Source organism: Pseudoalteromonas sp. A757 (genome assembly GCF_004103285.1).
Lineage (GTDB): Bacteria > Pseudomonadota > Gammaproteobacteria > Enterobacterales > Alteromonadaceae > Pseudoalteromonas > Pseudoalteromonas galatheae.
Genome location: NZ_QNQN01000062.1, coordinates 1 through 11,752, shown reverse-complemented (window position 1 = coordinate 11,752; position 11,752 = coordinate 1). Strand labels below are relative to the sequence as shown.

The 11,752-nt window shown below is 43.8% G+C and carries 7 protein-coding genes and 1 tRNA gene; 1 reads left to right on the top strand and 7 read right to left on the bottom strand.

The features are described from left to right. Positions 1-26: 26 nt before the first annotated feature. The 3 genes from iadA to DRB05_RS06245 are packed head-to-tail and all read right to left on the bottom strand — an operon-like array spanning position 27 to position 5,562. Complete coding sequence (iadA, locus tag DRB05_RS06255; protein WP_128726167.1) at positions 27-1,193, bottom strand: beta-aspartyl-peptidase; 1,167 nt, start codon at positions 1,191-1,193, stop codon at positions 27-29. A gap of 4 nt (positions 1,194-1,197) precedes the next feature. Continuing rightward, positions 1,198-2,601 (bottom strand): putative basic amino acid antiporter YfcC, encoded by a 1,404-nt coding sequence (yfcC, locus tag DRB05_RS06250; RefSeq protein WP_170178624.1) that lies wholly within the window; start codon positions 2,599-2,601, stop codon positions 1,198-1,200. A 36-nt stretch (positions 2,602-2,637) separates the two neighbouring features. Next, on the bottom strand, positions 2,638-5,562 hold the full coding sequence (locus DRB05_RS06245; protein ID WP_128726165.1) for a TonB-dependent receptor: 2,925 nt from the start codon (positions 5,560-5,562) through the stop codon (positions 2,638-2,640). 536 nt (positions 5,563-6,098) lie between these two features. On the opposite strand from DRB05_RS06245, the gene DRB05_RS06240 reads away from it, so the two are divergent. After that, on the top strand, positions 6,099-7,727 hold the full coding sequence (locus DRB05_RS06240; RefSeq protein WP_128726164.1) for a cyanophycinase: 1,629 nt from the start codon (positions 6,099-6,101) through the stop codon (positions 7,725-7,727). 81 nt (positions 7,728-7,808) lie between these two features. Here the strand turns inward: DRB05_RS06240 and DRB05_RS06235 are convergent, their stop codons facing one another. From DRB05_RS06235 to DRB05_RS06220, 4 genes are all read right to left on the bottom strand, one after another. Continuing rightward, positions 7,809-8,213: a hypothetical protein gene (locus tag DRB05_RS06235; RefSeq protein WP_128726163.1), complete on the bottom strand. Its 405-nt coding sequence runs from the start codon at positions 8,211-8,213 to the stop codon at positions 7,809-7,811. 1 nt (position 8,214) lies between these two features. Continuing rightward, positions 8,215-9,129, bottom strand: a complete 915-nt coding sequence (locus DRB05_RS06230) for a zinc dependent phospholipase C family protein (protein ID WP_128726162.1) — start codon at positions 9,127-9,129, stop codon at positions 8,215-8,217. A 380-nt stretch (positions 9,130-9,509) separates the two neighbouring features. Further along, positions 9,510-9,586: transfer RNA gene (locus DRB05_RS06225), tRNA-Pro, on the bottom strand. A gap of 164 nt (positions 9,587-9,750) precedes the next feature. After that, on the bottom strand, positions 9,751-11,169 hold the full coding sequence (locus DRB05_RS06220) for a sodium:alanine symporter family protein (protein WP_128726161.1): 1,419 nt from the start codon (positions 11,167-11,169) through the stop codon (positions 9,751-9,753). Positions 11,170-11,752 lie beyond the last annotated feature (583 nt).

The following is an 11,752-nucleotide window of genomic DNA, read 5'->3' as shown; positions in this document are numbered from 1 at the left end:
AAGGCGGCAGCGCGCCGCCTTATACTTTATGAGAAGAAACCAGTTTCCAGTGGCTGATGCGCTTCTAGCATCTTTTTACCGTTACACCAGACGCTATGTGGCGTGAGTGTTGCGGCATCAAGTAGTACAAGGTCGGCATCGCCTCCGACGTAAAGCTTACCTTTGTCCAAACCCAAGATGTGCGCAGGATTGGCAGTGATGGATTGCAACGCGAGCTCAATAGGTACACCAAACTGTTGCACCGCTTGTTGAAATGAACTAAGCAGTGACGACTCCGAGCCGACTTCAAACCCAACTAACTCATTTTGCACATTATATATAGGTAGACTGGCATGTCCGTCTGAGCTCATAGTGAGTTGTTGCGGATTAACGCCTTTGTCTAAACAGTATGCTAGTGCCTCAGCGGCGGCAAGCTCGCCATTAGCAAGATCATACTCAGTCGTGCTTGTAGTAAAGTCAATCGTTCCACCGGCTTTGCAAAATGCGATGCCTGCAGTTAGCAGCTCAGCATTGCGGTTCATATGCGTGGGGTAAAATTGATTGAGTGGTATTTCGGTCGACTGAGCCACCTCGTGCAGTAGCTGCAAATGCTCAACACCCGTACCCACGTGAATGGAAACTGTGCCTCGCTTCCCACTCAGTAGCCCCGCAGTTCTCGCTTCTGCGGCAACGCTTGCTAGCGCCTTGGCTGACGGCTGCGTGCCACGGTGGTCGGCAATAGCCACTTCGCCGACACCGATTATTTCGTCGATATACATAATATCGTGACGAATACTATGGCCCAAGGTCTTGATAGGTAAGTGATAAGAGCCCGTATGACAAAATGCGTTTAATCCTTCTTGTTTAAGCCCTTTGGCTTTTGCAACTAAGTCAGTATGGGTTCTGCTTACATCGTCGGTGCCAAGTGCGCCTATTACTGTGGTGATCCCGTGTTTGGTGGCATCAGTAAGGTTCATCTGCGGAGTACGGCTTGCAAAACCTGCCTCGCCGCCGCCGCCACTAAAATGCACTAAGGCATCAACAAACCCTGGAGTTAAAAGAAATGACGAGCCATCAATCAAAGAGAATTCTATACTGCTGTTTAATTCAATCTTTTCTTCGATTGCTAGAATTTTTCCTCCAGCAAAAAGCACATCGCGTTTTCCAAGCTTTTTTGGAGTAAAAAGCTCAACATTTTTAATAAGTGTTAGCATAAATTTATTGATAATTTGTTAGCTGAGCAAATAGGGTAACCACACTTGCTAAGGTGAAAAGAAGTAACATAAAGCGCCAGATAAACTGTACCCAATCATTCCAAGAAAGCTTGACCACGCCTAAGCAGCCGATCAAACTTGCTGATGTGGGAATAATAATATTAGTGAGTCCGTCTCCCAGTTGAAAAGCCAGTACCGCGGTTTGTCGCGACACGCCAATTAAATCTGAAAGCGGTGCCATGATGGGCATTGTGATTGCAGCTTGTCCGGAACCTGATGACACAAAGAAGTTAAATAAGGATTGAAATACGTACATAAGCCAAGCGGCAAGTGCATCGGGTACTTGGGTTATTAGGGTTGCAGCGTAATAGAGTAAGGTATTTAAAGTGGATGGAGTTTGTAGATCGGTACCACCTAACAATAATACCAGCCCTTTTGCCAATCCCACCAACAGCGCTGCAGGTAACAGCTCTGCGCTCCCAGTTTTAAATGCGTCTACGGATTGGCCGATGGATTGACGCTCTCCAAGTTTGGCGATGGCGGCAATAACCAGTCCGAGGATAAAAAACTGTGTCGCTAGCTCAGGAATATAATAGCCTTTTGCCGTGACGCCATAGATCACCCAAACAATCACCAGTAAGAATGCTAGTAATAAGGCTTTATCTACCAGCGCTAATTTATCTGGAGCGGTACTTACGGCAACGGCATCATGGTTTGTTCTGATTTTTGCGGCGTAGCGCACGGTAAAAACCAACCCAACCAGCGTAAATAAGGCTGTAAGTGCTACCCTAAATTCGGCGCCAGAGAATACCGGTAATTGTGCAATACTTTGCGCGATGGCAATGCTAAATGGGTTCATTGCGGAGGTGGCAAAGCCAATTTGTGTTGCGACATAAGTGACCAGAACTGTGACCTGAGCGTTATAACCAAGGCGTTGCATGATAGGATAGAGCACAATACAAAACGCGATGGCCTCTTCCCCCATACCAAAAATGGCTCCTCCCAAGGCAAAAGTGATAAATAGGCAGGGGATAAATAACCAATCTATACGTTGAGTAGAGTTGATCAATGCCATGATGCCATTGTCGATGGCTTTAGTTTGCATCAGTACACCAAACGCACCGCCAGTGATTAAGATGAACGCAATCACACCAATCGCTGCGCTATTTCTATCACCACTCACTAGCCCTTCAAAAAGCACATTAAATAAACCTGCTTCGCCTTGGGTGGCAAACAAAGGTATAGGAGCGGGCGCTTGCGCTTGAAAAAACTGCGAGAGCGCAACCGCTTCTTGTGTGCCTTTAAGCTCAAAAGCGCCAGGCAAAATGAAGTGGGACACCCCATAACAGAGTCCTGCAATCACCAGCAAAATAACAAATGCGTCGGGCATTTTTATCGTTTTTCGCATAAATATAACGAAAATGGGGTTGCCCCCATTTCTCCATTAGAACTGGTAAGTTAATCCAAGCGTATAGTTAGTCCCTAGCGCATTGTGATTAATTGAATCGAAGCCTCGAGAAGAGCCATATACTGTAGGTGGTTTCTTATCGAAAAGGTTATCAATGCTGAGTCTCACCCTTAGACCGCCAGATAATTGATAACCAGCGCTGACATCTACCACTGTCCAGCTGTCAACGTCTCGTTGTGATTCACTATCCAGTTTGCCAAGCTCAGCAAGTTCTTCGATTTCTCTTCCTCGTAGCCCTTCAATATCATCAGCGTAGCTGTCAGTATAGTTTGCTCCTAGCGAGATATAAAAATCATCGGCGTTATAAGTTAATGAAACTCTGCCAATATTTTCAGGATATCTGAATGTGCCTACGAGTTCTTCAGCTTCATCTGAGCCGGGTTTATTGCGCTCATATTCAAGGTAATGAGTGGCATCTAGTTTGACTATTAAATCTGCGTTTTCGAGTCTAAATCTATGGTCAAATTTAATGTCTAGACCCGCAATGTCTTGGCTTCCTGTGTTCTCTAGCTGAATAACGTGGTCTCGATACAGTTGCAAGCTTTGTGAGCGTGGATCAAATTCATTGATATAAGCAGTTAAAATTTCATCTAAATTAGCGCCACTTTGCGTGATGCTTAAACCTTGGGTGTCGGTAACGCTACACACATCCTCATCGTATGAAACTCCCATTTGGCCTTCAGGAACAAGTCCACAGTGGCGTAAAGAAGCATCGCTGATAGCTCGGTTGAGTACAGCAGTCATGTTAGTATCGATGACATCAGTGTATTCAAACTGCCAATAGTCGATGGTAACTGTGGTATCACGAGTTGGACTCCAAGCAACCCCCAAAGATAGTGACTCGGACTCTTCGGCATTAAGCTGGCTATTACCTAGCTCCAGAGAATTTACGGTGACTTGTGTGCCATCACCTTCACAGTAGAGATTGGCAACGGCTTGATTAGCGCCACAATCAAAAGTCGAGGTGGTAGTTCTTAGTTTTACTCCCGCTTGCGTTAAAGATGGAGCCCTGAATGAAGTTGACCAGCCGGCACGAAGCATTAATGCATCGGTAGGACGATAACTAATACCAATTTTGGGATTAAATGTTGAGCCAAAGTCATCAAAGTGGTCATAACGGCCTGCCAGTTGCATCTCTATGGTGTCGGTAAGAGGAATATATAGTTCGGCAAATGCACCTAGTTGTGTTCGCTGCGCATTTGCAATGCTTGAGCCATAACCAAATACATCGACTAGGTAATCATTGGTGGCATCCGCAACGGCATCGCGAGAAGGCGTATCTGAGAGCTCTTCATTTCGTGCCTCAACACCAAAGGAGGACTGTACCGTGATATCTTGCCAAGTAAATAATTCGCCTGAGATAGTAAAGTCCCAGCTATAAATCTGACTGCTTCCTTCCCTTGTTGGGCGTGCTTGAGTCAGGGCTAAGGTAGCATCGTTAGCACTATTACCTACTAGAAATGGGTTATAAAAGTCCAGTATGCTAGCATTTCCACAGCTTAACTGGCCATTGCTGATATCTGCAATATTACCATCGTTACAGAGTTCGCCGGCCAAAGCCGCGTGGAATTTATAGCGATTGTAAACGCCTTCGGTGGCTAGCTGATCAGATGTTGACTCAGAAAACATGAGCCCCGATATCCAATCCCACTGGCCTAATTGGCCCTCTAAACTTGAGACCAAGCGCATATTCTGGCTTTCGACCTCAATGGTACGTGGCGTATTAAAGCGGGCATCAAACTGAAAACCCCATTGCTCTTGTCCAAGTAAGGTATCGAATGGGTCGATATAGAGTGACTCTAGCAATGGGTTATTACCATTTTGGTCGTCAAAAATGAATAGGGCATCCTCTTTCACCCAAGGGCCTTCGCCATCATCTAGCTGATTGATTGCGGCAGGTGTTGAGTATGCGGTGGACTTGGTTTTACTGATGAAGAACTCGGTTTTCCATGTTAAATCACCAATCTGTTGATTAAACATTGCACCACCCGACATGCTTTCAAATGGTGTTCTTAACACATCGTCTTGATTACCATAATAAGCGCAGATCTGTTCACCATACTCAGTGGTTACCAGCTCACTCATACAACCGGGAGCTGGGAGCTCGTTGCCATCACGACTGCTGTAATAATAAAGATTTGGTGTATTCTCGAGTTTGGGCAGGTAAGAGTAACCATTTATGAGGTTTGGTGTTGTAAGATAATCCCTGTCTGTTGCGTCGAATTGGTTGCGGTCATAAAAGTCAGCAAATAGCATCAGGTTACCATCGCCAATCTCAGTTCCCCAAATTAGGTTAACTTGTATTTTCCCTTCATAGGAGCTTTCGAGGCTATTTCCATAGCTAACTTCTAGCTCAGCACCATCGTAATTGTCTTTGAGAATGTAGTTAATCACGCCTGCCACAGCATCGGCGCCGTAAATTGCAGAGGCACCAGTGGCTAAAATCTCAACACGTTCAATTGCAGCAAGTGGAATGGCGTTTACATCAACAAAGTTCTGAGTGCCAGCTGCAAAAGAACTAGGGGCGACACGGCGACCGTTGATTAAGGTTAGTGTGGCTGAAGGGCCCATCCCTCTTAGGCTTGCAGCGGCTTGGCCTGCCGGAGTTGAGGTGGATGTGCTGCCGCTTTCGCTGGTAGAGAAGGTGCCTGAACCTCCTTTTAATTGTGGAATATCTTGCAGCAGTTCGTAAATGGACGATGCGCCAGAGCGGTCAATATCTTCTGCGCTCAGGATGGTGATAGGCTGTGTCCCTTCAAGATCAACTCCTTTGATCCGCGAGCCCGTAACTTCAATCCGCTCAACCGAAGTTGTGTTTTGATTATCTTGCTCTTCTGCCTGAATTGTTAAACTAGAAGCAGCCAAGGCTGCAGAAATTGCTATGAATAGTCTGTTGTACATTACTTCACCTACTTTCTGTTGATGAGGGGCTTAGTAAAGGCAAGTGGCGTTATTTCTGTATTTATACCAATTGAATTAACTCTTTAATCAATTTGATTATTTACTTAAGACATTTGGTATTATTTTTTGTGATGATTAATCAACTCACTGGTACTTGAATGTTTGCTAAAGTGATAGCAAAGCGCCTACAGCACCAGCTGCACGAATAAGGATCACGCCACTGCGAAAAATCGCGATAAAGCGCCTATACACAGCCGTTTAATTTTTATAAGAAATTAATAGGTGGGGTTGCATTCAATAGACAACACCACGGTATTACACCGTGTGTCTACTCGTCGAACCACTCTGAAAGGTAGTGAGGTGAGTAGAAGTAGCAAACAAATTTGAACGCTTTCTTCAACATAGTTTCATCTCGTGTTTTTTGACAATGCAAACTGGCTTGTGCTAGCTTGCTCTTTGCAATGTTCATTAAAATTTATAGCACAAGCGTTTTTGTGCTGACAAGTCGTTTTTAACAAAATTGTTTGGAATTTATCATGAATGTTGCGTTTTTTACCCGCTCAGTTATCACGGTGTGCACGCTTTTTTTCAGCTTAACCCCTTCTGCACAAACACTTTATTTAATAGGTGGTGCACTTAAAACTTGCTCTAGTATGGCGACAAATAATTGTGAAGAAAATGTCGAGTTTTCTGCTGCTGCGAAAACACATTTATTATTTTCTGTTGATGAAATGGCAACAAAAAGATTTGCCGGTAGTTGGCCTACCGCAAATAAAAAGCACCTTAAGCGCACCTTAAAACTGCTGGAAAATTTACCGCTAAATAAGGCGCTGTCTAAAACTGATCTTACCCAATGGGTTAAACAGTTGGATGATGAACTATACCGAGAGTGGAGCAATAAAGAGTTTTACTTTTTCTTTGATATGCTCGAGCTGCCTTTGTTGTATCGGCAAAAGCGGATCCCTGAGTTGGTCAATACCGAAGGGAATAGTGAAGTCGCAAGCACTGAAATTCTAGAAGATATCGTCGCGAGTATTACTAAAACCAAGCATAAAAAGTTATTACTTGTGACTGCGTCATCTCGAGACCCTTACGAGTCTGCAGACTTTTACCAAGGGTTGTTTCAAGACTACGATATCGACGCACAATGGTTACCATTAACTCCTGCACTAGCCGCTGCAATCAACAACAACGCTTGTAAAAATCTAGATTTTTACCGAAATACGCTTAATGGCGTTTATAATCGAGAAGCCGTTTACCCAGATAGGACACTGAGTGAGTATAAATTGTGTCAGCGTGGTGTAGAACAAATAACACGACAAATAAAGAGCGCCGATGCTATCATGTTCAATGGCGGTGATCAGTCGCTGACCAAACAAGTCATGTACTCCAGTGATACGCAAACTCCCTATCCTTGGACTGTGGCATTAAAACAAGTTCCGATCGTGATTGGAACTAGCGCAGGCACTGCGGTGCAGTCAGGTGGAAAGAATAACTTTGGCAATGTGCCTATGATCACCAATGGTAGCAGCATTGAGGCGTTGCAAAATGGGGCGCTAAATGCTGCTGCACCTGCGCAAAACTGTGATATACATGGAGGGTGTGGCAAGTTAATTTCTGACTCATTAACTTATGATCCAGCGGGTGGGTTAGGGACCTTTTCATATGGCATTTTAGATACACACTTCAGCGAGCGAGGCAGAAGCTTTAGGCTTGCGGTGCTTGCTCAGCAAAGTGGTCAAAAGTTTGGCTTTGGTGTCGATGAAACTACGGCACTAAAGCTTGAAAAGACCACCGGACGCTTTTCTGTAATAGGTAAAAAAGGTGTGGTTGTGGTTGAAGCGCTCACTCCACAGCGTTTTTATTACTCATTTTATCCAGCGAGCAGTAAACACCTTATGTCAGCATTGTATAATGTAGCAAAAAACGTCCAACCACCGCTAAAAGGTAAAGATAAACGGCTGTTGATTAGTCATCTGCTTGAGGAAAATGCACTGCGTGATGTGGTGCAGAAAATGTGCGCAGATCAAACCCAAAAAGTGGAAGCATCTCAGCAAAACTTGCCTACAATTTATATAACGCGAACCAGCGAAAGCCGCTGTGATAAACAAGAAAGTGGTATGTACTTGGTGAAAAACATGGCAATAAACTGGGTTTTTGACTGAGCCGCAGTGCTGAACCCTAAGACGATCCCTGTGCCGAGCGTGACCAGCTAAATTACAGGTTACTGCTCAGCAACAACCAAGTTAAGACTTGCATACCTCGGTGGTATTGATGGTTAGTTGGCATGCCTGCTTTTGTTCCGCTTGCCAATGTTGAACGTCAGACTGTGCGGTGCAGCCGGCATCTTCAATCAGTATCACCTCATCTTTGCATAACAACAGGACTGCGTGGTTTGCCTGCGTTTCTACCTTGAGTTGATAACCCTCAAACGATGCAATTTTGCTGGCATCGTTATTAATCGCTGCCATTAGTAGCGCTTGTGGGTCGTCAAATTTCTTGGTGCTGAACTTTAAAGTACCATCCACAGCGGCAGCAATATCTTTGAGCTGAGAAGCAAGATCAGCCATATCTTCAGGGTTATTGCTGTATGCTGTCTTGGTGCATCCCAGTGACAAAACAATAACGGCGGCAAGTGCTATATATTTCATGTTATCGCTCCCATGCGGTTAAATGACCTGACTCATCTTTACCGGTATCTAAGTTCCAGTTTCGGATTTCGCCGTATGCTTTTCTCTCAAACACAGCGTTAGCGATAATGGTTATATAGTACCTAATATTATCAACCGCTTTACCGAAAATTTCATTGTAATGCATTGGCGTATCGGGGGTAGTTAGGTGTTCGATGTAGTCTTGATTTATTTCATCTTTGCGTGGATAAAAAAGACCTCTACCTGCGGCTACATGTCGCGCGATAGGGAAAAGTCGATAACCTTCCTCGACGCTATCGACAACTAACTGAAAGCCATCATGCCAAGCTTCAAAGTCTGGTGCTACATCATTTGAATAGTCAGTGTGGACGAGTGCTAATATATGCTGCCAAATACTTTGAATATCGCGATCAAAAGTGCCGTCGGCATTAGTACATGATCCGATGTTGAGTTTAACTCTATCGGCATGGCCAATTTCACCTAAATTTAGCCGCTCCCAGATAAACGAGTCTTGATGCATTTCACAATCGCGATGGGCTGTTTGGTTTTGCTCATAGGGGCCAACTTTTAATTCCACAACGGGGTGGATAGTAATGTCAGCTGCAACGTGAGACATATAACCGCAAAGCCAAGCAAAGCATTTTTCTTGCGCTTCCCCATCCAGTGTTTGGCAATATGCTATAGCCGCTTTAATTATCTCTCCCGTACGCTCGTAATGCATCAAGTCAGCCCACTTATTCTGCTCCGATTGGCCAACAGCCAAATAAGGGTAATCTGGCGAAACACAACCAAGTTCTACGTACTTTTGTTTAGTGCTAAGAATAAGCTTAGCTTTAGTAGGTATATCCATCGCCATCAAAGCGTTGTTTTCAGTTGCTAAATTAGCTGCCGTGATATGGGCGAATGCACCTGGCATAAGTGACTCCTTGTTCTGAACAGTACTCTTAATATTAGTTTAAGAAAGCGAACTTGGAAATCAATGGCCAATATAATTCGATAATTGCTTTGATTTTAGCATTGCCTTAAGTGCTAAAAATTACTATGTAGGAGTTTGGTAGCGAGTAAAACGAGAGGCTACGACATATATAATAGATATACGGTGCTAATGTATATTGAGAAGACGATTGACTTAATAACAAACTTTTGAAAAGCAGCGCTTTCTATATATCCTCCAATCCGTATCCAATCAATATCAACAGCGCGGATTGTTTGAGGTGAAATACTAATAAGATGTAAGCTAAATATGAAAGTCAGAAAGGTAACTTAAAGGATTTATTGAACAGGGTAAGGAAAAACTGGTCGGCATAGCAGGATTTGAACCTGCGACCCCTGACACCCCATGACAGTGCGCTACCAAGCTGCGCTATATGCCGACTTGTGCTTTACTATACGGATTTTTTTTTGAAAGGCAATAAGTGGTTGGTTTGTTTGGACATTAAATGAACTCAAGGGGAAGTTTTTGTGGTCTTCTTCATATACGGGTGAGTTTTATAAAGAAAAAGCGCACTAAATATCAGCATTAGTGCGCTGTATTGGTCTATTTAGTCCAAATGCCCTTTGGTAGTGTTTTTTCTACTTCTGGGTTGGTACTCGGATCAAACTCTGGGGTTACGCCAGCTTTAAGCTGCTTTTTATAATCCGTAGCAAGCCACATCACGACTTTACGAAGCATGAAGAGTGCAACCACGTTAACTACAGCCATTAGCCCCATTGAAATGTCGGCGAGAGTCCAAACTAGTCCAAGTTCACTTACCGCACCAAACATTACCATACCTAATACACAAGCTCTGAATACCATCATGCCTTTCTTTGAATGATGATCTAAAAACAGAAGATTGGTTTCTGCGTAACTATAGTTGGCAACAATAGAGGTAAAAGCAAAAAATAAAATAGCGACTGCAACGAAAGTTGCACCCCATTCACCTACATGGTGAACCAACGCAGATTGTGTTAACTCAATGCCAGTCAAGCCTGAATTTGGCTCAAGCTGACCAGATAAAAGGATAAGCGAAGCTGTCGCTGTACAGATCACTATAGTGTCTACAAATACACCTAGCATTTGCACATAACCCTGCGATGCAGGATGGTTCGGGTTTGGTGTTGCACTTGCTGCGGCGTTTGCAGCGCTACCCATACCGGCTTCATTTGAAAATAAGCCGCGCTTGATCCCTTGAAGCATCGCTTGCATTACGGCGTAGCCAATAGCACCAGCACCTGCTTGTTCAATACCCATTGCACTTTTTACTATTAACATGAATATATCTGGCAGCTGCGCAAAGTTCACAGCACAGACGTAAAGTGCAAGTATAAGATAAGCAACGGCCATAAAAGGCACGACGAGCTCGGCAAAGCGTGCAATGGTTTTTAAACCACCGAAGATGATAATCCCAGAAGCTGCTACTAACGCAATACCCATCACATATTTAGGCACATCAAAGGCAACGTTAAATGCTGCAGCAATGGAGTTGGCTTGTACTGCATTAAAGACGAAACCAAATGCAAGGATAAGGCAAAGTGAGAACAACACCCCCATCCACTTACGTTTTAAACCTAGCTCCATATAATAAGCAGGGCCACCACGGAAGTTTCCGTCATCATCTTTTGTCTTATATAGCTGCGCTAAGCAACTTTCAGCAAAACTGGTCGCCATACCAATCAAGGCAATGAGCCACATCCATAATATAGCACCAGGACCGCCTAAATAGAGCGCAACGCCAACACCTGCCATATTACCGGTACCAACTCGTGCGGCGAGTGAAGTACAGAATGCTTGAAAAGAGGAGATACCATCTTCAGCACCTTCGCGGCTTTGCATCATTACCTTCACCATATATGGGAATTGAGTGAATTGAATAAAGCCAAGCCTAATGGTGAAGAATACACCTGCAGCTATTAAGAGGTAGATAAGTAGATGGCCCCATAAAAGACCACTTATCGAGTTTAAGATATCAGCCATGTATTTAGCCTTTTTCTAAGAACGAGTAAATAATGGGGCGGTAATCTACCACAAAGAACAGCAAAAGCCGAAATTCCTGGGGGTTATCCACAGAAAATGTGGATAAGTTGTTAGGATTCGGTGGGCTAAAAAGCATTTGAAAAATAAATAGAAAAAACCGAAAAAAAGGGTTGCACTTAAATCGGATCTCCCTATAATGCGCATCCACCGACACGGGGAGCAGCGCTGAAAAGCAATAAGCCAACGAGTTGGTAGTCGAGTAAAACTTAGCTTTGAAAACTTCTCAAGAAATTCAAAATTAAGTGTTGACAAAAAATTGGGAGTACTTAGAATGCACATCCCTCGAAACAACGAAGTGTTTCGAAACGTTCTTTAAAAATATGAAGCAATCATCTGTGTGGGCACTCGTACAGATTGAGTTCTAACAGCAGATTCTAGTTCGCTAGATGACGCAAACAAATTTAGAGTCTCAATTGAACTGAGTGACCAACAGAATAAACATAGTTTATTCAGCACAGTCAATTCGATACCGAAAGGTATCAAAATCAGAATTCAATGAGCGCGAAACTTAGGTTTCAAAAAA

Bases quoted from the DNA above. Each gene is read 5' to 3' on its own strand.
- DRB05_RS06245 (WP_128726165.1), bottom strand. From the start codon at position 5,562: ATGTACAACAGACTATTCATAGCAATTTCTGCAGCCTTGGCTGCTTCT.
- DRB05_RS06240 (WP_128726164.1), top strand. From the start codon at position 6,099: ATGAATGTTGCGTTTTTTACCCGCTCAGTTATCACGGTGTGCACGCTT.
- DRB05_RS06235 (WP_128726163.1), bottom strand. From the start codon at position 8,213: ATGAAATATATAGCACTTGCCGCCGTTATTGTTTTGTCACTGGGATGC.
- DRB05_RS06230 (WP_128726162.1), bottom strand. From the start codon at position 9,129: ATGCCAGGTGCATTCGCCCATATCACGGCAGCTAATTTAGCAACTGAA.
- DRB05_RS06220 (WP_128726161.1), bottom strand. From the start codon at position 11,169: ATGGCTGATATCTTAAACTCGATAAGTGGTCTTTTATGGGGCCATCTA.
- iadA (WP_128726167.1), bottom strand. From the start codon at position 1,193: ATGCTAACACTTATTAAAAATGTTGAGCTTTTTACTCCAAAAAAGCTT.
- yfcC (WP_170178624.1), bottom strand. From the start codon at position 2,601: ATGCGAAAAACGATAAAAATGCCCGACGCATTTGTTATTTTGCTGGTG.